This window comes from Psychroserpens luteus (genome assembly GCF_015319355.1).
In the GTDB taxonomy this organism is placed as follows: domain Bacteria; phylum Bacteroidota; class Bacteroidia; order Flavobacteriales; family Flavobacteriaceae; genus Psychroserpens; species Psychroserpens luteus.
In genome coordinates, this window is sequence record NZ_JADILU010000002.1 from 17,127 (window position 1) to 40,327 (window position 23,201).

A 23,201-nucleotide genomic window follows, 5' to 3' on the forward strand; every position below is an offset into this window, starting at 1 on the left:
ATTCAACTTTAACGATTTTTAACGTCACTATTAACGCTCATTTAACAGTATAGTTTTCGATTCATTATTCATATATTTGTGCGACTTATGAATCTTACTTTTTACAAATACCAAGGAACAGGAAATGACTTTGTGATGATTGATAATCGTCAACAAGTCTTTGATAAAAATAATACCAAGCATATCGCATTTTTGTGTGATAGACGATTTGGTATTGGAGCAGATGGTTTGATATTGCTAGAAAATCATGATACTTGTGATTTTAAGATGGTCTATTTTAATGCCGACGGAAATGAAAGTTCTATGTGTGGCAATGGTGGTCGTTGCATCACAGCTTTTGCTAATTTTTTAGGCGTTATCAAAAATGAAGCTACTTTTGAAGCTATTGACGGTTTGCATAAAGCGACGATAGATAAAGGATTGGTGCATCTTCAAATGCAAGACGTTAACAATATAGAACAGCATAAAACGCATGTATTTATGGATACAGGTTCTCCTCATCATGTTCAAATGGAAGCCGATTTATCAGCTTTTGATGTTAAGTTCTTCGGAAGAAAAATTCGCCAAGGTTCGCCTTATAACGAAAAAGGAAGCAATGTTAACTTTGTTTCTAAAATTTCCGAAGAAAAATTTGGAGTAAGAACATATGAAAGAGGTGTTGAAGACGAAACGTTATCCTGCGGAACAGGTGTTACAGCAGTAGCTTTAGCGATGAATTATATTGGAGAAACCGAAAAGAATTTAATTACGCTCCAAACAGAAGGTGGTGATTTACAAGTGTCTTTTGAAAAGGCAGATAAAGGTTATCAAAATATTTGGCTTATTGGTCCAGCAACTCAAGTTTTTAAAGGTACTATATAATGATTACACTCAAAGGTGACACTATTTATTTGAGAGCTTTAGAGCCCGAAGATTTGGACTTTATCCATAAGATTGAAAACAATCAAGATATATGGGAAATCAGCAATACGATTACGCCATATTCTAAATTTTTAATAAAACAATATCTAGAACAAGCACATAAAGATATTTTTGAAGTGAAGCAATTGAGACTCGTTATTTGTGATTTTGATGATGTTGCGATTGGAATGATTGATTTGTTTGATTTCGATTTTAAAAATAGACGTGCAGGTGTTGGAATTTTGATCAATGATTCGGTTAACAGACAAAAAGGCTACGGAAAAGAAGCACTACAATTATTGACAAGCTATTGCAAGTTAGATTTAGATTTACATCAATTGTATTGTAATATTTCCGAAGATAATGAACACAGTTTAAAATTGTTTAAAAATCAGGGTTTTGAAATTATCGGACTAAAAAAAGATTGGAACTACATTAATGGTTCTTATAAAAATGAATACTTATTACAATCTATATTAAATGTACATTAAAAAAATACTTTGGGCAATTGCCATAATTGGTTTAATTGGAGCTGCAATTTTTGGCTACTTTATCTATAATGCGATGCTCGCACCAAATACAGCATTCAATAATGATGAGGCTTATATTTTTGTGCCTTCTAATGCAAATTATGTTGAGGTAAGAGAACAATTAGAACCGCTATTGAAAGATATTGATGCTTTTGATGCCTTGGCAAAACAAAAAAAATACACAACCCATCTCAAGGCTGGGCGTTTTGTGATTAAAAAAGGGATGAGTAATAATGATATTATTAATTCTATTCGTAGTAATAACCTACCATTAAAAATAGCCTTTAATAATCAAGAAAAATTATCAAAACTAGCTAGTCGTATAAGTACACAAATTGAAGCAGATAGTATCTCGCTTTTGGAGGCTATGACAGATCCTAAGTTTTTAAAAGCTAGCGGATTTACAAATAAAACAGCTCTTGGTATGTACATCCCAAATAGCTACGAGTTTTTCTGGAATACATCTGCGGAAGGGTTTAGAGATCGCATGTTAAAAGAATACAATCGTTTTTGGAATGATAGTAGAAATGTAAAAGCCAAAGCCATTGGTTTGACTAGAGATCAGGTTATGACGCTTGCATCTATTGTGCATGAAGAATCAAAGCAAGCGAGTGAGCAACCTAGAATTGCTGGTGTTTACATGAATAGAATTAGAATTGGAATGCCATTGCAAGCAGATCCAACTTTGAAATTTGCAGCTTACCAATTACCAGAATATGAAAACACGATAATTAAGCGTATACTAAATAAACATAAAGAGATTAAATCACCATATAATACATATATGAATACTGGTTTGCCTCCAGGTTTAATTGCTATGCCAGACGTGTCTGCAATTGATGCAGTATTGAATTATGAAAAGCATAAGTACTTGTATTTTGCTGCTGATGCTAAAAAATTGGGCTTTCATAAATTTGCGAAAACATTGAGTCAGCATAATGCAAATGCAAGGGAATACCATAATTATTTATCATCTCAAGGGATTAATAAGTAATGAACATGAGATGTTGCACACTTCTGTTTTTATGTTGTTTTGTAACGCTTTTTGCTAACTCACAGTCGCAATCTAAATTTGATTCTTTTCTAAAACCAAGTGATTCTCTCAACAAATCACGAAGAAATACTGTTGTTATTACTGAGGCTACTTTGGCTTCTCTTACTTTAATTGGTCTTAATCAATTATGGTATGCAGATTTTGAACATTCTAAATTTAAAACCATTAACGATTCCGACGAATGGTTGCAAATGGATAAACTAGGTCATGTATTCTCTTCTTATCAATTGGGTAGAGTGGGTGCTAATACGCTTAATTGGGCAGGAGTTAGTAAAAATGATCAACTTATTTATGGAGCAACTTTAGGTTTTGGGTTTTTAACTGCAGTTGAGATGTTTGATGGTTATTCAAAAGAATGGGGATTTTCATGGTCTGATATGGCAGCAAATGCAGCAGGAACAGGATTGTATGTTGGACAAGAATTACTTTGGGATGAACAACGTATAACTTTAAAATATTCATTTCATCAAACCAAATATGCAAATCAACGTCCAGATAAATTGGGCGATGGTTTTTTAGAGGAAGTTCTAAAAGATTACAATGGTCAAACCTATTGGTTAAGTGCTAACGTGAATTCTTTCTTTAAAGATAGTAAAATCCCTAAGTGGGTAAATGTTGCATTTGGTTATGGAGCAGAGGGAATGTTGACAGGAAAAACAGAGCCTACTGATAACTTGCTCATAACGCAAAATAGGAGGCGTCAATTTTATCTTAGTTTGGATGTTGATCTAAGTAGAATAAAGACAAATTCTCGCGTTTTGAGGACTATCTTTGACGTTTTTAATGTCATAAAAGTGCCAGCTCCAACGATTTCGTTTGACCGAGAAAATGGCATGAAGCTCCACTATATCTACTTTTAACAACACTTTAACAGCTTATTTTCAGTAAGTTAATAAATGTCGTATATTTGCATGCTGAAATTTTAGGACAGTTTAGGGAACATTTAGTCTTAAAGAAAGTGAGCATTTATGATAAAAAAAACAAAAAATTATTTCGTCATTTCATTAGCTATTTGTGTGACGCTTTATTTGGCTCTCAAACCTCAAGAATCATTAAATATTGAAGATTATTCTACAGCAGGTTTAGAACTTAATTATGATATGAGCCATGATCTTGCATCTCTTGATGAAAATAATCAGATGCAATTATCAAATCCATTACAATCAACTCATTTGTCTTTTCCTCATATAGGTAAATCTTATGTAGGTTTTAAAGAAGCTTTGGCTTTTAAAGAATCTAGAGGTAATTATTTTACAGTAAATACTTTGGGTTATTTGGGTAAATATCAATTTGGAGCAGAAACATTAAAACTTATTGGAATATATAATCCTAATCAGTTTTTATATAATCCAAAACTTCAAGAAAAAGCGTTTTTAGCAAATGCAGAACGTAATAAATGGATTCTTAGAAAAGACATCAAACGTTTTGAAGGCAAAAAGATTAAAGGTGTTGTGATTACAGAATCTGGCATCTTGGCAGCTGCTCATTTAGCAGGTCCTGGAAGTGTGAAGAAATTTTTAAGAAGTTATGGAAAAACAAATGTATCTGATGCTTATGGTTCTTCTGTAAGATATTATATGAAAAAGTTTTCTGGATATGACACCTCTTTTATTGAAGCCGATAAGAAGGCAAAGGCTGTTATGTAAACTATTTAAAGTACTATAAAAAAAGCAGAAAGTTACAGTGTAGCTTTCTGCTTTTTTATTTAAAATTCTTAATTATAATATTCGTATTCAATTTTAGTAATAGCTTCTACATTGTTCTTTTTACATTTCTCTTAGAATAGATTTGATAGTTAGAGTTGTCTGTGACGTAGAAATTTTTATTGAATATAAGATGATGTAAATAGCTATAAAATCGTAAGATGTATTAATGATTTCATTAATCCTTATGAATCACAAAAATTGCAGGTCGTTTATGTAAATCAACTTTTGCATGTTTCCATTCACTTACGGTCATTGTTTTAATATATTCTGAAGGTAGAGTGATATCACAAGCAATACAAACTCTTGTATTTGGGTGAAGTGTCGCGCAAATATCTTCTAATATTTTATTATTGCGATAAGGTGTTTCAATAAATAATTGTGTTTGATTTTGCTCAAAAGATAAACGTTCTAAGCGTTTAAGAGTTGCTTTGCGTTCTCCTTTATCTATTGGGATGTAGCCATTGAAAGCAAATGATTGCCCGTTCATTCCAGAGCTCATCAAAGCTAACACAATAGAAGATGGACCAACTAATGGTACAACTTGTATGTTGTTTTCATGTGCTAGTTTTACAATATCTGCACCTGGATCTGCAATACCAGGACAACCAGCTTCAGAGAGTAAACCCATTGATTTTCCGTTTTTGCAGTCATCAAGAAAATGTTGTGTTTCTTCTGGTGTTGTGTATTTATTTAAAACCTTGAAGTTTAAGTTGGATTGTTGCTTTCTAGAATCTACTTTTTTTATAAATCCTCGAGCAGTTTTTTCGTTTTCGACAATATAGTCGTCAATCATTTCAATAATTTTTTTTACTGAAATAGGCAAGACTTCTAAAGGAGGATTGTCACCAAGACGTGTAGGTATAAGGTATAGTTTTCCTAAGGTGTTCATAATTGTTATTCAATAATAAGTTTACGAATATTTCTGCTTCCTTTAGAGTTTTTAATTTCTATGAGATATAATCCGGTAGTTAACATTTCCGTAGAAATAGTCATTAATTGCTCATCAAAATTAGAGTGCTTTGCTATTAATTTTCCTTGTACATCATAAATATTGATATATTCTATTTGGTTTGATGTATTGATTAAATCAAAGGTTAGTTCATTTTTTGCAGGATTAGGATACATTTTAATATCAGTGATTGAATACTCTGCAGTATTTAGTGTGTTTTCTATAATTCTAAAAATAGCACCTTGGTATAGACTAACCACATATAATTCACCGTTAACATCTTCTCCAAAAGCAGAGATTCCTAGTCCAGATAAATCTTCTATAAAAGCAATCTCATAATTATCAGGTGTTGTTTCTTTAACATAACCTATATCATCACTACAAAAGTCTGAAAAGAAATATAGGCCTGCTAAGGTGGTTTGAGAAGAGCCTCTGTAAATGTAGCCACCAGTAATAGAACATCCACCAGTAGCGCTATGAGTATATTGAGCTATAGGAGCTTCGTGGGTTATGATATCACAACCGGTTTCAGTACTAAAAATAGAATTTCCTTCAAAACACTTCCAACCGTAATTTTCACCTCCTGTTGATGATACACTAGCTCTATTGATTTCTTCAATTTGATTTTGTCCTACATCTGCTATCCATAAATCTCCTGTAGTTCTATCAAATGAAAACTTCCAAGGATTTCTTAATCCATAAGACCAAATTTCATCTAAAGCAGTTGAAACACCAATAAACGGATTGTCTGATGGAATTAAATAAGTCGTCCCAGCAGAAATTTGCTCTGGAGTAACATTAACATCTATTCTTAGCATTTTACCAAGTAATAAACTTAAATTTTGAGCTCTATTTCCAGGGTCACCTGAAGCACCACCATCACCTAAAGAAATATATAAATAACCATCAGGACCAAAATTTAAATCACCACCATTATGATTTGGGTAAGGTTGTACAACGTTTAGGAGTGTAACTTCAGAGTTTGGATCTGCTATACCTGTAGCGCTTCTTGTAAATCTTGAAATTACAGTGTCTGCGTTATTATCAATATAGTTAACGTAAAAGAATCCATTAGTAGCATAATTAGGATGAAAAGCTATGGCTAGTAAGCCTTGTTCTCCTCCAAGATCGGTTACTCTATCATTGATATCTAAAAAGGGAGTTGGGTTTACAGTGCCAACTGCGTTAATTATTTTTATAACACCAGCTCTTTCAACAACAAAAAGTCTATCGTCTCCAGCATGTTTAACATTAACAGGACTTGAAAGACCGGTAACAAAAGATTCTAAAGAAATGTTTTGAGCGAAACTTAATGACACAAAACTGAAGATTAGTAGAAATGTAATTTTTCTCATTTTTCTAAAATTTAAGATTTTTTTTACAAAATACGAAAAAAACCCGCAATAATTATAGCAATTATACTGATGTTCAACTCAATAGCTGACGTGAGATAATATTAGTAACATTATCTAAAAGCTTATAAACGTTCTCGAAATTTGAAATATCTCCATGATATGGATCAGGAACGTGTTTTTCTGAAATAGAGCTGTCAACCTCTAAAATGAGTTTTACTTTAGCAATGTCTTCTGTATGTCTTGCAAGTTTGACAATATTCTCAAAATTAGAATGGTCCATAACATAGATATAATCAAATGTATCAAAATCTGTAATTTTAAATTGGCGACCTTGTTGTTGAGAAATATCTATACCATGAGCTTTGGCAACCGCAATTGAGCGTTGATCTGGTGAATCGCCAACATGATAATTTGCTGTGCCAGCAGAATCTACATAAAATCGATCACTAGGAAGCTTAGATTCTAAGATCCCATGAGCTAATGGAGATCGACAAATATTGCCTAAACAAACCACTAGGATGCTTGTCATAATATTTAATTAAAGAGATAATTTTTTAGAAAGATCTTCTACGTATTTTCTGAATTGCTTGTCTGTAGATGATAGATTATCAACAGTTTTACAAGCGTGAAGAACTGTAGCGTGATCACGTTTTCCTATTTGAGAACCAATACTAGCTAAAGAAGCTTTAGTGTATTTTTTCGCAAAGAACATTGCTAATTGTCTAGCTTGTACAATGTGACGTTTTCTTGTTTTAGATTGTAATGTGCTTACATCCATTTGGAAATAATCTGAAACTACTTTTTGGATATAATCTATTGAAACTTCTCGCTTGGTGTTTTTTACAAACTTTTCAACGATTTCTTTAGCAAGACTAATTGTAATCTCTTTTTTATTGAAAGACGATTGAGCAATTAATGATATAATAGCACCTTCTAATTCGCGAACATTAGTTTTGATATGTTTTGCAACATATTCTATAATGTCATCTTCCATTTCAACACCATCACGATAGAGTTTGTTTTTTAGAATAGACACTCTAGTTTCAAAATCTGGACTTTGCAATTCTGCGGAAAGTCCCCATTTAAAACGTGATAATAAGCGTTGCTCAATATCTTGCATATCAACAGGAGCTTTGTCACTAGTTAAAATAACTTGCTTTCCGTTTTGATGTAAGTGATTGAATATGTGAAAAAATACATCTTGAGTTCCTGACTTTCCAGATAAGAACTGTACATCATCAATAATCAATACATCGATGATTTGGTAAAAATGTATAAAATCGTTTCTATTGTTCTTTTTTACAGAATCAATATACTGTTGTGTGAATTTTTCCGCAGAAATGTATAAAACTGTTTTTTCTGGATACTTATCTTTAATATCAACACCAATAGCATGTGCTAAATGTGTTTTTCCTAGACCAACACCTCCAAAAATCAATAATGGATTAAATGATGTTCCTCCAGGTTTATTAGCTACTGCTAAACCAGCATTTCTAGCTAAACGATTAGAATCTCCTTCAAGAAAATTCTCGAAACTATAATTAGGATTAAGTTGAGACTCAATCTTTACATTTCTAATTCCAGGAATTATAAACGGATTTTTAAGTTCTGGGTTTTTGTTATTTAACGGAACATCTACATCTTGAGATTTTAAAGCGCCTCGATTTGAACTAGGAATTTTTTCTGTAAATGGTTGCTTATTACCATAGGTATTTTCCATTTTGATAACATAAACCAATTTAGCAGATTCGCCAATTTGTTTCGTAAGTGCAACTTTTAAAATCTTAACGTAGTGTTCTTCTAACCATTCGTAAAAAAACTTACTAGGAACTTGAATACTTAAAGCATTATCAGTAAGTTTAACTGCTACTATAGGTTCAAACCAAGTTTTGTAGGCTTGAGGTTGAATATTATCTTTTATAAATGAAAGACAGTTATTCCAAACCGATTGCGCAGTTACATCCATTCTTTAAGTTAATTTTTGTGTTGATAATTAGTTAGCAAAAAAAAGAGAAATCTGAGTTTCTCTTCAAACATTCTAGACAGCAAATATGTGAACAAATTTCTTAATAAAAAAATTTAAATCTGTTGATTAATTAGAAATTTTTCCTCATGTTTAATTCCTCTCGAAAGTACAAAAAAAATATCAAAATTTATGAGTAATCTAACTAAAACAATTGAAATAGAATTTAGAGTTCGTTATGGTGAAACAGATCAAATGGGAGTTGTGTATCATGGTAATTATGCACAATACTTTGAAATGGGAAGAACTGGCTGGCTTCGTGAAATGGGTTTTTCCTACAAAGCGATGGAGGAAAGTGGTATTATGTTGCCTGTGGTTTCATTATGTATAAATTACAAAAAGCCAGCACGTTATGATGACCTCATTAAAGTAAAAACTACACTTGTAAAATTACCAACTGCAAAAATAGAATTTGATTATGAAATCGTAAATGAAAAAGATGAAATTTTAACTACTGGAAATTCAGTTTTGGTATTTGTTGATGTTAATAAGAATCGACCTACAAAATGTCCAGATTATATTTTAGATAAACTACGAAATTAATCGTTTAAATCCTTGATATTTATTTCGTAGAGTGAGTCAAAAATTTCAAATATTGAAGAAGCGTCTTTTAATCGTACCGAAATTGTAATCTCGCAACTCAATTCTAGCTTTTGATTTGTGATATTTAAATTTCTCTCTTTAATAACTCTCATCACTTTATTCATATTCTTGTAGTCAAAATAGATCAAATATTCAATGTTTACAGTTCTGGTTACAATTTTTGAAGCTTCAAGACTCATTTGGGCTCCTGTTTTGTATGCGTTTATTAATCCGCCAACACCTAATTTAGTGCCTCCAAAATATCTTACAACGACAATAAGTATATTGGTGGCTCCAAAAGATTGTATTTGTCCATAAATTGGCATTCCTGCACTATTGTTTGGTTCTCCATCATCATTGGCTCTAAAGACATGGTCTTGTTCTTGCTTTCCAAATTGGTAGGCATAGCACCAATGTCTAGCTTGATGGTGTTGTTTTTTTAGATCTTCAAGGTGTTGTTTGACCTCTTCTTCTGAAGTAACAGGGAATGCGTAACCAAAAAACTTGCTATTTCTATCTTTAAATAGAACTTCTGGCGAAGGTTTGGTGATGGTTTTGTAAAGATCTGTTGTTTCCATTTATGCTAAAGTAACAATTACAATAGATATGATGGCTAATATAATTCCTGCCCAATTTATCTTAGAGATTTTTTCCTTAAAAAAGATCAAACCTAAAAGTGTAGAAATCATAACTATTGAGACATTGTTTACCGTGAATAAAGTTGAACTTTCTAAACTTTCGTGATTAAGAGCTTTTAATAGATAGTAGATTGAAAAGTAATTTGTGATCCCTAAAATAACACCTCCAATTATTGCTTTAACTGGAAATCTAAAAGGCTTTCGTATTGCTTTTACAATTAAAATAGTTGAGCCAATAACAAAGGCAATTGCAAAAATAGTAGCTGAGAAAATAGGAATACTATTACCTGGTAGGTAAGTAGTTTCAATATATTTTATTGAAGTGTCAATAACACCAGATCCAAAAAACAATAATATAGGTAGCCACAAACCCTTAGTTGGATTGTCAATGTTTTTGGATTTGATAGAACTCAGGTAGACCGAAACAAGTGCTAATACAATCCCAATAATTTTTTGGGCACCAACGCCTTCATTATAAACATATATTCCAAAAATTATAGGAATTATGACGCTCATTTTAGAAGCGACAGAAGCAACAGAAAGCCCATTTCGTTGAGCAGTCAAAGCCATAACATTAAAAATAGCGATAAATAGAAACCCTAAACCTATAGCTCCATAAATCCATTTTGATGATACAATCTCGCTTACAATTATTGGTTTGTCATACATCAACAAGCCAAATAAGCATGCAGTAAAATAATTGACTACAATGGCTTGGAGTGTGTTGATGTTATATTTATCGAATAGTTTAAAAATGATAAATATAAGTGTAGACGCAATAATACTTAATAATAGGTAGATCAAAATAAATCTTTATTAATGGCAAATAAATCTACTATATCTTGTGAAGTCTCATCAATATTCCATGTATGGATACCTAAAGAAGCTGCAGCAACAGTGTTTTCTTTGGTGTCATCAATAAAGAAACACTCTTCTGGTTTTAACTTGTTTTCTTTAAGTACAAACTCATAGATATCTGTATTTGGTTTTCTTAAATTGATTTCATGTGATAAGTAGAATTCATTAAAACAGGATTTGAAATCTTCATAAAAAGATACGTTTTCTGCAATCCAACTAATATGTAAATCATTGGTATTACTTAACAAAATAAGTTTGTGTGTTTTGTCTTCTGCTAGTTGTTTTATGAATTCTAATCTGTGCTCAGGAAAATCTTTTAAGATATAATTCCATGCTTCGATGATTGTTTTTTCTGATAACTTCGGAAAATTATCTGTGTAAAATTCTACAAATTCTTCCGTAGAAATCAAACCTTGTTCATATAATGTATTTACAGAGACGAGTTCTTCGGGTAATTCGTCGACTTCAAATAATTCTAGCGCATTTGTCATGGCGCCTTGCTTATCTAAATTGATGAAAACATCTCCAAAATCGAATATTATTGTTTTAATTGTTGACATAAATATGTAGTGTATCTTCTATTATTTTTTCTTCGGAAATGAGCTTGCCATAAAATTCAGGCGCTTTAATCCCATTTTTAAAAGTTGTATTTCCTGTAAATACTCGAGCTTCATCCCAGAGATTTTCATCAATAAAGGTTTGAAGTGTTTTTTCTCCACCTTCTATAATTATAGAGTTAATATTTCTTGAATGTAAAATTGTTGCAATCTGCTTAGCTAAAGGTTTATTAAAATCAAAATCATTCTTAGAAATCTCAATAGTTTCAGCTTCAGCATTAAAAACCGAATGTTCTTTAGATAATTTCAGTTCTCGATCTATAACAACACGAATTGGGTTTTTACCAGTCCAATCTCTAACTGTTAAACTAGGGTTGTCCTCCAAAACGGTATTTGTGCCAACCAAAATAGATTGTTCTTCTGCTCGCCATTTATGAACCAATTGTCTAGAGTAAGCATTTGTAATCCAAACAGGTTTCTTTTCGTCTTTCTTTATTGGAGCAATAAAACCATTTGCAGTTTCTGCCCACTTCAATATAATATAAGGACGCTTTTTATTGTGAAATGTAAAAAAACGTTTGTGATGTTCTTTGCATTCAGTTTCTAGAACACCAACAGTAACGTGGCATCCAGAAGCTATTAGTTTTGCGATTCCTTTTCCTGCAACTTCAGGATTGTCATCAACACAACCAATCACCACATTTGCGATTTTATGATGTATAATTAAATCACTGCAAGGAGGCGTTTTTCCGAAGTGAGAACAAGGTTCCAACGTCACATAAAGCGTCGCATCTTTGAGTAGTTCTTTATTTTCTACGGAATTAATCGCATTTACTTCCGCATGATTTCCACCATAAGCACTCGTGTAACCTTCACCAATAATTTTGTTGTCGTATACAATAACGCTACCAACCATTGGATTTGGCGCAGTAGAGCCCAAACCGCTTTTGGCGATTTCTATAGAACGTTTTATGTAGATTTCGTGAGTTTTCAATAGTCTAGTTTAACCATTTCGGTTTCGTCAATAGGATATGTATATGAAAACCCAAAAGTTTTGTAAACAATGTCTCCTTTATATTGCACTTTAATTTGTTTGTTGATTAAGCTAGTTAAAAATGAACCAATAGCATCTGTTCCTCGCATTTTTAAAATACTATCTGTGCTAATGTCTACTTTTAACGGAATTGTAAACTCCTTTCGAGCAGGAACATCAAAACTTTCAGATGATAATTTAGCTAATTTAATGTCATTTACATAAATAGAAATATCATCACTTTTTAAATTACCACCAACATCGTTCGGGTTTTCAAAAAGAGCGGTTGCTGTTAGCGTAATTATTTGCGAATTAGAATCTACAACTTCGATATCCTCAATACCTTTAAAAATTGGTTTTTCTTTCACAGAGCAACTCATCATACTAATGGTTACTGTTAATAATAAAATGAGTTTGCGCATGTTCTTAAAATAGATTTATCTGTATCTTCACAGCGCAAAAATACTATAATAAGTTGAGTGAAGAAGCGATAGTAATTAGAGAAATTAGAGCAGAAGATAATCCGCAAATGGAAGCAGTCATAAAAAGCTGTTTTATAGATTTCAAACTGCCTTTAACTGGAACAGCTTATGAAGATGCCGAAACACCTTTTATGTATGAAGCATATAAAGATGAGAAAGCAGTTTATTTTGTTGTAGCAAATGGGAATCAAGTTCTTGGAGGTGGCGGAATTAAGCAACTCAAAGATTTCGATGGTAACGTTTGTGAGTTGCAAAAAATGTATTTCTCATCATTGGTTAGAGGAAAAGGTTATGGAAAAAAGCTGATTGACAAATGCTTAGAAACTGCCAAAGGGTTTGGTTATGAAACGTGTTATTTAGAAACCATTCCAGAACTTAAAGCTGCAATTCATATTTATGAAACTCATGGATTTATACATAGAAACGAACCTTTAGGTAATACAGGACATTACTCATGTGGTGTTTGGATGGAAAAAGAACTATGATTTTAAAAGACATACTTAATATATACCATAAGGAATTAGATGATCTCTTCGGAAATGAGGAAGTCAATTCATTTTTCAACATTTTGATTGAACATTATCTCGATCTAAAACGAATTCATTTGGTTTTAGAGCCAGAATACGCAATTACAAAAGAGGAGGAGCAACCGCTTTTTGAAGCTTTAGCACATTTGAAATCACAAAAACCCATTCAATACATTCTTGGAGAAACAGAATTCTACGGACTGCCTTTTAAAGTCAATCAGCATACGTTGATTCCAAGACCAGAAACCGAAGAGCTCGTAGATTGGATAATAAATAGTCATTCAGAGCGTAGCGAAGAATCTCAGCTAGAAGAATCTCAATTAAAAATTCTAGATATTGGTACAGGAACAGGATGTATTGCAATTTCATTAGCGAAACATCTTAAAAAAACAAAAGTTTCAGCTTTAGATGTTTCCGAAGACGCATTGAAAATTGCTAAGCAGAATGCAAAGCTTAATGAAGTTGATGTTGAATTTATTAAAGATAATATTTTAAATTCTCGTCATGCTGAAGGTGTTTCAACATCTCATTATTATGACGTCATAGTCTCTAATCCACCATACGTACGCAACCTGGAAAAAGCAGAAATACAACCCAATGTTTTAGAAAACGAGCCACATTTAGCATTGTTTGTAGAGGATGAAAATCCTTTACAGTTCTACAAAGCGATTTGTGAATTTGCGCAACTCAACCTCAAAGACAACGGGACTTTGTTTTTTGAAATCAATGAATATCTTGGAAAGGAGATGATTCAATTGATGAAAGAATTTAAATTCAAAGATATTGAGCTTAAAAAAGATATGTTTGGAAAGGATCGGATGATTTTTGGAAGAAAGTAGGTTTTTGAAAACCACCACGCTTTCATCACCTTTATTAGGAATTAAATGTTTGTTGTTTTGTCATTGTCATGGAGTTTCGAAGTTTCAGCATCTCCAAATAAGGTATTGCTGACGAATTAAATATTTATTATTTCGTCATGCTGAACTTGTTTCAGCATCTCATTACAATAAATCATTCAAAGTTTTAATCTTCAAATCATCCAAAGTATTCGCTTCAGTTTCAAATTCAATTTCAACTTCAGTATTTGGCAATAAGTCAAAGTAATTATCACTAAAATGACCTTTTACTTTAGTAAATAGAAATACGTTTTTTTGCAACGTCTTGCTAGATATTTTAATGATAAAACCATTCTTGCTTTTTGTGATTTCTTTTTCAATAGGTTGTTGTTTTAGGAGCAGGTGTTTAGGGCTTTCAAAGTAGAAATAATTCGTGTTAGAGCCAAATGTGGTTACTACCATTCGACTTTGACTATTGACAATCTCTAGCTCAAGTAGTTTTATGTCTACACGTTCATTAAAGTCGTTGTTTACGGTAATAAACCGTTTTGATTTATACATTTCTCTACCATCAAAATCCATTATTTTTATAGTGAGTGTATCGCTTACTGCTGTTAATTGGTCGTTAATTATAGTTGTATTTAAGATACCGCGACTTCTATAATATTCGTTTGAAACCAAAACATTTTTAAATGATTTCTTGGCCTGATAATGCAAGGCTTTCCAATTTCCGAAGTAATCAATACTCGACCAAGAAACCGCTGGCCAACAATCATTGAGTTGCCAATAGAGGGTTCCCATGTTACGTGGTTTGGCTCGACGATGCGCTTCAATACCTTTTGTGATTCCGTAGGCTTGTAACAACTGACTTACATACATATAATCTTCTGCATTATCTGGAACTGGGAAATCACGTTTCATATACTCGTCAATAAGCTCAAATCCGCGACTATGCTTTTGATGATTTTTAAAGCCTTCCGAAGAAATATCAATGGAATCGCTCTGGTTGATATATCTAATCGTTTCATAGCTAGGAAATGATTGAAATCCAAACTCGCTCATAAATCGAGGTACATTCTGCTCTAAATGTTCAAAAGGATAGCCATCATGCCAAATCCACCAATCGTGAGCATCACCTTCGGTTTTGTATTTTGGATTTCCTCTTCCATAGCGTGGAGAGCTTTCCCAATATGGAGTATCTGTAGTGGTTTTAATAACTGTAGGTAGTAATTCCTTAAAAACTAATTCGTAGTTTTTCCAAATTTCATCTTTTTCTGCATCACTTCTATTGGCTTGCCAGCCCCAACGATGCCAACCTTCAGAGTTTTCATTATTACCACACCAAAGCGCTATTGATGCATGATTACGTAGTCGTTTGACGTTTTGAACAGCTTCTTGTTTGACATTATTGAAAAAATCTTCATCTCCAGGATACATAGCACAGGCAAACATGAAATCTTGCCAAATTAGAATTCCTTTTTCATCACACAAATCATAAAAAATGTCATTTTCATAAATTCCGCCACCCCAAACTCTCAGCATGTTCATATTGGCATCCACAACATCCTTTAATAGTTTTTCATAATGCGCATCTGTGACTTTGTTTTGCAAACTGTTTTGCGGAATGTAATTAGCACCTTTTGCGTACACAGGAACATCATTTACCTTAAAATAAAAGGATTCACCATTGCTGTCTTTTTCTGTAATTAACTCAATTGTTCGTAATCCTTTTTTTACAGAAATACTATCCAGAATTTTTTTGCCATCTCGAACAACAACTTTAATATCGTACAAATAAGGTTCACCTAAATTGTGTGGCCACCAACGTTTAGGATTTTTAATGGTTACATTGAAATCTGGTGTCTTGTGAAATCCAATATTTTCGTAAGTTGTATGCAATTTATTATTAATATAAATATCATAATCTAAAGTGGCTTCTAAGCTGTCTCTCAGCGTTAAGTTAACTGCTAAATCTGCTTTTTCTTCTGTTAAACTATAAGGTCTTATATAAATATCTTTAATCTTAAAATCATTCCAAGCGCTCAGAGTTACAGGTCTCCAAATCCCACTCGTATTTAGTTTTGGTCCCCAATCCCAACCATATTGAAATTGTGCCTTTCTTGTAAATATGCGATTACCTTCAGGAAGTTGATAACCTAGTTTTGTTTTTTCTTTTTCCTCAAAAATAGACGTGTGTTCAAAAAGAATACGCAATTCATTTTCAGCTTTAAGAATTGATTTAACATCTACCGAAAATTCTCTGAACGCGTTATCAGTTTCCAAAATCAAACTATCATTTAAAAAGAAAGAAGCATATGTGTCTAAACCTTCAAAATTGAGTTCTATATGTTTTTTGTTAAGCATCTCTTTATCTACGGAAAAACTCGTCTTGTATTCCCAATCGGTTTCAGAGATCCATTGTAAGCTATCTTCATTAGCGCCAATAAACGGATGCTCAATTAATCTATTCTCCAGTAAATCTGAATGAACATTTCCTGGAACTGTTGCCGATTGCCAAATAGAACCTGTTACTGCTTTAAATTGCCAATTCTCATGTAAATTAATAGTTAGTGGTAAATCATGCTTTGGTTGGCAACTCATTAAAGTGATTAGAAAAACTATAAATACACTATACTTCATCTGCTATCACTTTTAAAATGGCTTTAATTTCTTTTATACTAGAAACGGTTTGAGGTGTATTTCCAAAATAGGAGGAAGATTCTGTATTTATAACTTGAGAAGCTGATGCATGAATTTCATCAAAACCAGCATTTTTAAAAGTCATTGTGTTTTCCGAAGAAACTCCGCTTCCTGCTAATATGATGATTCTGTTTCTTGCTTGTTGTTTGAGTGCTTTTAAAGTTTCTAATCCGTTAATAGCTTTTGGGTGTTGACCAGATGTTAAAATTCTATCAACTCCTAAATCTATTAATTGCTCTAATGCGATTTCAGGATTTGGTACAACATCAAACGCGCGATGAAATGTAAATGGTAAAGGTTTTGAGAGTTCAATAAGTTCTTGTGTTCTTTCAATATCAATTGTATTGTCTTTCTTTAAAACTCCTGAAACAATCCCATGACAACCCAACTCTTTACATATTTGAATGTCTTTTTTAATGATCTCGAATTCAGCTTCAGAATAAAAGAAGTTGCCACTTCGTGGTCTAATTAATACAAAGGTTTCAATGTCTAATTTGTCAATGACTTGTTTTATTAATCCGTAACTAGGCGTAATGCCTCCAATAGATAACTCACTACAAAGTTCTATGCGTTTTGCTCCAGCGATTTGAGCGTTTTTTACAGATTGGTAACTATTTGAGCAGATTTCTAAAAGCATAATTTATCTTCTGTCATTGCGAGACCTTTAGGTCGTGGCAATCTAATTGTTTTATTTAATTATTAAGATTCCTACGTCGTTTCATTCCTCTGAATGACAACTCAATTTACAATGATTTCATCAATAAACGTCCAAGCTTTTTGTCCAGCACCTTGTTTACCGTCTGGAATGGTTCCGTAGTTAGTAATATTTAATCGGATAGTTTTAATCTTAATTCCCATGTTTTTTGGTTTCGGAATTGTATAATCCAAATCTATTACATCGTTACTATTGTCATTATTTAAAGTGATTTTATCAGTTAACTTACTTCCATCATCAAGTATAAACTCTAGAAATATTTCACTAGGAGCATATATCCATTGTCCTTGTACATTGTGAAAACGTGTTTTTATAGTGTTGATATCCATGTTCTCACCTAAATCAATCACAATCTCCAAATCCTCTCCCCAAAATCCTAACCATTCTTTATCACCATAACGAGAATCACTTCCCGAAATTCCATTAATCAATCCTTCTGGACCACATCCAGAGTAAGACTTATGAGGTGTTTTATTAATCGTGATTTTTTTGCCAACAGCTTTATGATAGTTTATCGTTTCAGAAAACACGTTGCCAAGTCGTTTTTCAGTATCAAAAACTGCAGCTTTAATTTTGGTGCTTTCAGTAATTGGGATTGGTTTTGTATATGTATGAGAAAACAGATTCACAGGACTGCCATCTAAAGTGTAGTAAATGGTTTTGTCTTCTAATGTTGCATAAAGTTTGTAGTAATTCTTATTCTCTTCGGAAATGAGTTCACCTTCAATCTCGTATAAATGATTCGCATAATTGATGTCTAAAACATCTAAACGTTTGTTGAAATTTTCCACACGTTTTACAAAATTGGTGTAATCTTTATTTTCATTTTTAGACCAAACTACTTCGCTCATAGCAAGAATACGTGGGAAAACCATGTATTCAACATGATCTTCGGTTGGTATGTATTCGGTCCACAGATTTCCTTGAGCTCCTAAAATGTATTTGGATTCTTCTGCAGATAATTCCGAAGGAATAGGATTAAAACCATACACTTTTTCTAACGGTAGAAATCCGCCAATTGCTATAGGTTCTTCAGGATTTGTAGATTGGTAATAATCAAAATAGCAATGTGAGGTTGGTGTCATTACCACATTATGTTTTTGTTTTGCAGCTTCAACTGCACCTTTAGTTCCTCGCCAAGACATTACTGTTGCATTAGGAGCAAGACCACCTTCTAAGATTTCGTCCCAACCAATAATTTGTTTGCCTTTTGAGTTGAGGTATTTCTCTATACGTGTAATAAAATAGTTTTGAAGTTCGTGCTCATCTTTTAAACCTTCGGTTTTAATTCGGTTTTGGCATTGCTCACACCTTTTCCAGTTTGTTTTTGGTGCTTCATCACCACCAATATGTATATATTCACTAGGAAACAACGGAATCACTTCATCTAAAACATCTTCAAGAAAATCAAAAGTGTCGTCTTTAGAACAAAAAATATGCTCAAAAACACCCCATTTTTGAGCAACATCAACCTGTTCTCCTGTGCAACCTAAATTAGGATACGCACTAATTGCTGCTTGCGCATGTCCTGGCATTTCAATTTCTGGAATGACAGTTACATGCTGTGATTGTGCATAAGCAACAACGTCTTTGACTTCTTCTTGTGTGTAAAATCCGCCATAACGTTTCCCGTCAAATTGATGAGGTTGATCGCTGTAATGACCAATCAATGTTTCATTTCTATACGCAGCAATCTCTTGTAATTCAGGATATTTTTTAATCTCGATTCTCCAGCCTTGATCATCGGTTAAATGCCAATGAAAGGTGTTCATTTTGAGCATTGCAATCGCATCAATGTATTGTTTGATAAAATCTACAGAGAATTGATGTCGTGCAACATCTAGGTGCATGCCTCGATATTGAAATAGTGGAGCGTCTGTAATCGTCATGCATTGAATACTTGCGTTTTTACTAGTGTTGAGCGAAGTCGAAATGTCGGAAAATGAACCGTTTTCAAATTCTGGAGGTAATAACTGACGTAAGGTCTGTACTGCATAAAATGCACCTTGATCTGTTTTTGCGCTGATTATAATTTTAAAAGGTTGAATGCTTAGTTTATAACCTTCAGGGTTTTCAATGGTTTCGTCTAACAGGAATTGGATATCATCATTATCTGTTAATTGGATTGTATTTCCTTTTTGCAGATATTTCCGAAGAAAATCTCCAGAAATCTTAAAAGTATCGTCGTATGAAAGTCCGATAGGATTTTCTAAAAGAAAATAACCTTCGTTAATAGTTTGGCTACTTGGAGTTGGAATAATTTGCGGAATTTCAGCAACATACACTTTAGATTCGCAACTGTATAAAAAGCTGATAAAAACTAAGAGAACGACAATTTTTTTGAAAGACATTTTAGTATATTAGATGCTTTAAAGATAAGTATTTTAATGAGCGTAGAACAAAAAATAAATAGCCTTCGCGATGAACTTCGCGAGCACAATTATAATTATTACATATTAGATAATCCTACGATTAGCGATTTTGATTTTGACATTAAGTTAAAAAAACTTCAGACTCTTGAAGAGGCGCATCCAGAATTTTATGATGCGAATTCGCCAACGAGAAGAGTAGGTGGAGAAGTGACTAAAAATTTTAATACCGTTGTTCATGAACATCGTATGTACTCATTAGATAATTCGTATTCTAAAGATGATTTGTTAGATTGGGAAAAGCGTATTGAAAAAAATGTTGATGGTAAGGTAGAATTTGTATGTGAATTAAAATATGATGGTGCATCAATTAGTTTGACATATGAAAACGGACATTTATTAAGAGCAGTCACACGTGGAGATGGTACGCAAGGTGATGATGTAACTGCTAATATTAAAACAATTAAGTCTGTACCATTAAAGTTGAAAGGCGAATTTCCGAAGAAATTTGATATCAGAGGAGAAATTGTGTTGCCTTTTGAAGGTTTTAATAAAATGAATGAAGAGCGAATTGATATAGGTGAGGAGCCATATAGAAATCCGAGAAATACAGCGTCTGGAAGTTTAAAGTTACAAGATAGTGCTGAAGTAGCACGACGACCATTAGAGTGTTTACTATATAATATTACTGGAAGCAATTTAGGTTTTGATACCCAATTTGAAAGTCTTGAAAAAGCTAGGCAAATGGGTTTTAAAGTTCCAAATGCAGCTAAATTAGTGACTTCTGTAGATGAAGTTTTAGAGTTTATAGCATATTGGGATGTGCATCGTCATGATTTACCTTATGAGACAGATGGAGTTGTACTTAAAGTAAATAATCTTCAACAACAAGAAGAATTAGGATATACAGCAAAATCACCACGTTGGGCCATGGCTTATAAGTTTAAGGCAGAACAAGTGTCTACGCGTTTAAATGAAATAACGTATCAAGTTGGTAGAACAGGAGCTATTACTCCAGTTGCCAATTTAGAACCTGTGGAATTAGCAGGTACGACTGTAAAAAGAGCGTCATTGCATAATGCAGATCAAATTGAAAAATTAGATATTAGAGAAGGTGATGAGGTTTTTGTTGAAAAAGGTGGTGAGATTATCCCAAAGATTATAGCTGTTGATTTAACTAAGCGTCCAGCAAATTCTCAACCAACACAATACATAACACATTGTCCTGAGTGCCATACGGAATTGGTAAGACAAGAAGGTGATGCGAAGCATTTTTGTCCGAATTATAATGGTTGTATGGTGCAAATTATTGGTAGGATTCAACATTTTATATCCAGAAAAGCAATGGATATTGAAGGTTTAGGAGGAGAAACAGTTGCGCTTTTGGTAAATGAAGGCTTGATTTCTAACTACAGTGATTTATATACATTGACTAAAGAAGAGGTTTTGCCATTAGAACGTATGGCAGAGAAAAGTGCTGATAATTTAATTAATGGTATTGAGGCTTCAAAGCAAATTCCTTTTGAACGTGTACTGTTTGCTTTGGGAATTAGGTTTGTTGGAGAAACAGTTGCTAAGAAATTGGCTAAACATTATAAGAGTATTGATGCTTTAGCGAATGCTTCGGTAGAGGATTTGATTACTGTTGATGAAATTGGAGATCGTATTGCTGAGAGTGTCGTGGAGTTCTTTTCTTCTGAAGAGAATAAAGCTATTATTGAGAGATTAAGACATCACGGATTACAGCTTGAGATTTCTGCGGAAAAGTTAGCCAACCAAACCGATAAATTAAAAGGACAATCTATAGTCGTATCTGGAGTTTTTGAAACCGTTTCTAGAACAGAACTTAAAAAACTGATAGAGGATAATGGCGGAAAAGTCTCATCTTCAATATCTTCTAAGACTAGTTTCTTGGTTGCAGGTGATAAAATGGGACCAAGTAAGCTTGCCAAGGCGGAAACACTGGGTGTACAGATTATATCGGAAAAAGATTTCTTATTAAAATTGAAGTAAAAATCCTACAAACTTTTATATTTTATCGATTAAAAGCGTATATAGGCGTTAAAATACAGTTTTTATTTTATATTTGTTTTGCTATTAAGAAACAAATTATGGATTTAAGTAAAATATTAGGGGTGCTTTTGGTACTCTTATCTATCTTATTTTTGAGTTTGCAATTTCAGGCTTATGAAATTGAAGCTACAGGAATAAAAGCTTTGGCGTTAATATCGCTCACATCACTCTATGCGCTTACAGTTAAACATAAACATCCCTTATTTTTTGGGTTTCTTATCGTTTTCACAATGGGCGAAATATTTAACTACATCACATGGGTTGTCAATTTCGATCCTGACCCTTATTTTGATTACTTTTATTACATCAATAATACATTATACATAATTGCTTATACTCTTTTGATTTTTAGAATTTTAGTTGGAATCAATATTGTTAATACAATAAAAAAGTTGCCTTTACAAACATTGTTATTGTTAGGTCTAAGTGTGTTTACGGTCTATATAATAACTGGAACTGCTGAAAAAGAACTTAGTGCTTTAGAATATAATTTTGAGCTTATGTATAACGCTGTTCTAATGTTTTTAATGTGTTTGTCTCTAGTTAATTATATGAATAAGGATAATAGAAAATCCATGAACCTGCTTATTGGATCAATTTGTATTGTTTTTTCTGAAACTTTGCAACTTGCTTTTTACTATATATCTGAAGAGAATATTATCAATTTATTATGTTCAATGTTTTTTGTAGCTGCATTTCTATTCTTTTATTTGCAATCTAGATTATTACCAAAACAATTAGAGACTCTTGAGCAGCACCAAGAATTAAATACTTAATTTTTTTCCAATTAAAGGAATATCTTTTCTATAGATGAATAGTGTAATTAGTGCTAATATAAACGTCACTACAGCGGTATAGAATAAAACACCACCATCGCCTTTTATTTCAATTCCTAATTGAGTGAGATGCATAAGTATTGCGCCTCCAATAACACCTAATGTAATTGTAGCTCCTAACCAAGCTGTTTTTCTAAAAAGCAATAAAATACCTGCTAATAATTCTACGATACCAATACCAATTCTTCCTATAGGTTCTAATCCTACTTGAGTAAAAATATAAATACTAGTTTCATCACCAGTAAATTTGAATCGTAATGTTTGGATTAAAATAATAGCTATGATTAATCTTAGTATAAAAGGTATGTGCTTTTTCATAATATAATAGTATTTACTATTAGACGGTTAAAAGCTTAAAACAAACAAAATTGTATAAGATTTTTTATTCAAAATTGAAAAAGAGCTCAATTACATAGTTGAAATGCTTGTGTTTTGTTTAACTGAAGAAACAGAATAATCCATAACATTTTTAGATTTT

23 protein-coding genes are annotated in these 23,201 nt (G+C 32.6%); 10 read left to right on the forward strand and 13 right to left on the reverse strand.

The features are described 5' to 3' along the window. Positions 1-87 precede the first annotated feature (87 nt). From dapF to IM744_RS03680, 5 genes are all read left to right on the forward strand, one after another. A complete protein-coding gene (dapF, locus tag IM744_RS03660; RefSeq protein WP_194506754.1) occupies positions 88-861 on the forward strand; it encodes a diaminopimelate epimerase in 774 nt (257 codons plus the stop codon). Continuing rightward, positions 861-1,391 carry a GNAT family N-acetyltransferase gene (locus IM744_RS03665; RefSeq protein WP_194506755.1) on the forward strand — a complete coding sequence of 177 codons (531 nt, stop codon included), beginning with the start codon at positions 861-863 and terminating at the stop codon, positions 1,389-1,391. The genes dapF and IM744_RS03665 overlap by 1 nt, the downstream gene beginning before the upstream one ends. Then, positions 1,381-2,424 carry an endolytic transglycosylase MltG gene (gene mltG, locus IM744_RS03670; RefSeq protein ID WP_194506756.1) on the forward strand — a complete coding sequence of 348 codons (1,044 nt, stop codon included), beginning with the start codon at positions 1,381-1,383 and terminating at the stop codon, positions 2,422-2,424. Before IM744_RS03665 ends, mltG begins: the two co-directional genes overlap by 11 nt. Next, positions 2,424-3,344 (forward strand): DUF2279 domain-containing protein, encoded by a 921-nt coding sequence (locus tag IM744_RS03675; protein ID WP_194506757.1) that lies wholly within the window; start codon positions 2,424-2,426, stop codon positions 3,342-3,344. Before mltG ends, IM744_RS03675 begins: the two co-directional genes overlap by 1 nt. A 108-nt stretch (positions 3,345-3,452) precedes the next feature. Continuing rightward, positions 3,453-4,130, forward strand: a complete 678-nt coding sequence (locus IM744_RS03680) for a peptidoglycan-binding protein LysM (RefSeq protein ID WP_194506758.1) — start codon at positions 3,453-3,455, stop codon at positions 4,128-4,130. A 235-nt stretch (positions 4,131-4,365) separates the two neighbouring features. Here the strand turns inward: IM744_RS03680 and IM744_RS03685 are convergent, their stop codons facing one another. The 4 genes from IM744_RS03685 to dnaA form a co-directional block, all read right to left on the reverse strand. Beyond that, positions 4,366-5,079, reverse strand: a complete 714-nt coding sequence (locus IM744_RS03685) for an SAM-dependent methyltransferase (protein ID WP_194506759.1) — start codon at positions 5,077-5,079, stop codon at positions 4,366-4,368. A 5-nt stretch (positions 5,080-5,084) separates the two neighbouring features. Beyond that, the gene (locus tag IM744_RS03690; protein ID WP_194506760.1) at positions 5,085-6,494 is read right to left on the reverse strand and encodes a PQQ-dependent sugar dehydrogenase; all 1,410 of its coding nucleotides are present in this window, start codon (positions 6,492-6,494) and stop codon (positions 5,085-5,087) included. Between the two features lie 73 nt (positions 6,495-6,567). After that, the gene (locus IM744_RS03695) at positions 6,568-7,023 is read right to left on the reverse strand and encodes a low molecular weight protein-tyrosine-phosphatase (protein ID WP_194506761.1); all 456 of its coding nucleotides are present in this window, start codon (positions 7,021-7,023) and stop codon (positions 6,568-6,570) included. Positions 7,024-7,032: 9 nt separating this feature from the next. Further along, positions 7,033-8,460 carry a chromosomal replication initiator protein DnaA gene (gene dnaA / locus IM744_RS03700; RefSeq protein WP_194506762.1) on the reverse strand — a complete coding sequence of 476 codons (1,428 nt, stop codon included), beginning with the start codon at positions 8,458-8,460 and terminating at the stop codon, positions 7,033-7,035. A 189-nt stretch (positions 8,461-8,649) separates the two neighbouring features. Here dnaA and IM744_RS03705 point away from each other — a divergent pair, with 189 nt between their 5' ends. Further along, on the forward strand, positions 8,650-9,060 hold the full coding sequence (locus IM744_RS03705) for an acyl-CoA thioesterase (RefSeq protein WP_194506763.1): 411 nt from the start codon (positions 8,650-8,652) through the stop codon (positions 9,058-9,060). Here the strand turns inward: IM744_RS03705 and IM744_RS03710 are convergent. From IM744_RS03710 to IM744_RS03730, 5 genes are read right to left on the reverse strand one after another with little or no spacing between them, the layout of a single operon-like run. After that, a complete protein-coding gene (locus IM744_RS03710; protein WP_194506764.1) occupies positions 9,057-9,677 on the reverse strand; it encodes an IMPACT family protein in 621 nt (206 codons plus the stop codon). The two genes, IM744_RS03705 and IM744_RS03710, sit on opposite strands and share 4 nt — an antisense overlap. Beyond that, a complete protein-coding gene (locus IM744_RS03715) occupies positions 9,678-10,541 on the reverse strand; it encodes a DMT family transporter (protein WP_194506765.1) in 864 nt (287 codons plus the stop codon). It abuts the gene before it with no gap. Then, entirely contained in the window at positions 10,538-11,155 is a 618-nt protein-coding gene (locus tag IM744_RS03720) for an HAD family hydrolase (RefSeq protein ID WP_194506766.1), read from the reverse strand. The genes IM744_RS03715 and IM744_RS03720 overlap by 4 nt, the downstream gene beginning before the upstream one ends. Then, complete coding sequence (ribD, locus tag IM744_RS03725; protein ID WP_194506767.1) at positions 11,142-12,146, reverse strand: bifunctional diaminohydroxyphosphoribosylaminopyrimidine deaminase/5-amino-6-(5-phosphoribosylamino)uracil reductase RibD; 1,005 nt, start codon at positions 12,144-12,146, stop codon at positions 11,142-11,144. The genes IM744_RS03720 and ribD overlap by 14 nt, the downstream gene beginning before the upstream one ends. Further along, positions 12,143-12,607 (reverse strand): NDR1/HIN1-like protein, encoded by a 465-nt coding sequence (locus tag IM744_RS03730; RefSeq protein WP_194506768.1) that lies wholly within the window; start codon positions 12,605-12,607, stop codon positions 12,143-12,145. The genes ribD and IM744_RS03730 overlap by 4 nt, the downstream gene beginning before the upstream one ends. Before the next feature lie 53 nt (positions 12,608-12,660). On the opposite strand from IM744_RS03730, the gene IM744_RS03735 reads away from it, so the two are divergent. Both IM744_RS03735 and prmC read left to right on the forward strand, forming a co-directional pair. Then, on the forward strand, positions 12,661-13,152 hold the full coding sequence (locus IM744_RS03735; protein ID WP_194506769.1) for a GNAT family N-acetyltransferase: 492 nt from the start codon (positions 12,661-12,663) through the stop codon (positions 13,150-13,152). Further along, a complete protein-coding gene (prmC, locus tag IM744_RS03740; RefSeq protein WP_194506770.1) occupies positions 13,149-14,033 on the forward strand; it encodes a peptide chain release factor N(5)-glutamine methyltransferase in 885 nt (294 codons plus the stop codon). Before IM744_RS03735 ends, prmC begins: the two co-directional genes overlap by 4 nt. Before the next feature lie 162 nt (positions 14,034-14,195). Here the strand turns inward: prmC and IM744_RS03745 are convergent, their stop codons facing one another. The 3 genes from IM744_RS03745 to IM744_RS03755 form a co-directional block, all read right to left on the reverse strand. After that, positions 14,196-16,631 (reverse strand): beta-mannosidase, encoded by a 2,436-nt coding sequence (locus IM744_RS03745; RefSeq protein WP_241738279.1) that lies wholly within the window; start codon positions 16,629-16,631, stop codon positions 14,196-14,198. A 28-nt stretch (positions 16,632-16,659) separates the two neighbouring features. Beyond that, complete coding sequence (locus tag IM744_RS03750; protein WP_194506772.1) at positions 16,660-17,367, reverse strand: copper homeostasis protein CutC; 708 nt, start codon at positions 17,365-17,367, stop codon at positions 16,660-16,662. Positions 17,368-17,468: 101 nt separating this feature from the next. Beyond that, on the reverse strand, positions 17,469-19,796 hold the full coding sequence (locus tag IM744_RS03755; RefSeq protein ID WP_194506773.1) for a beta-N-acetylhexosaminidase: 2,328 nt from the start codon (positions 19,794-19,796) through the stop codon (positions 17,469-17,471). A gap of 36 nt (positions 19,797-19,832) precedes the next feature. On the opposite strand from IM744_RS03755, the gene ligA reads away from it, so the two are divergent. Then, on the forward strand, positions 19,833-21,827 hold the full coding sequence (ligA, locus tag IM744_RS03760) for an NAD-dependent DNA ligase LigA (protein WP_194506774.1): 1,995 nt from the start codon (positions 19,833-19,835) through the stop codon (positions 21,825-21,827). 98 nt (positions 21,828-21,925) lie between these two features. Continuing rightward, positions 21,926-22,663, forward strand: coding sequence for a hypothetical protein (locus tag IM744_RS03765; protein WP_194506775.1), 738 nt, complete (start codon positions 21,926-21,928; stop codon positions 22,661-22,663). Here the strand turns inward: IM744_RS03765 and IM744_RS03770 are convergent. After that, the gene (locus IM744_RS03770) at positions 22,652-23,041 is read right to left on the reverse strand and encodes a DoxX family membrane protein (protein WP_194506776.1); all 390 of its coding nucleotides are present in this window, start codon (positions 23,039-23,041) and stop codon (positions 22,652-22,654) included. The two genes, IM744_RS03765 and IM744_RS03770, sit on opposite strands and share 12 nt — an antisense overlap. Positions 23,042-23,201 lie beyond the last annotated feature (160 nt).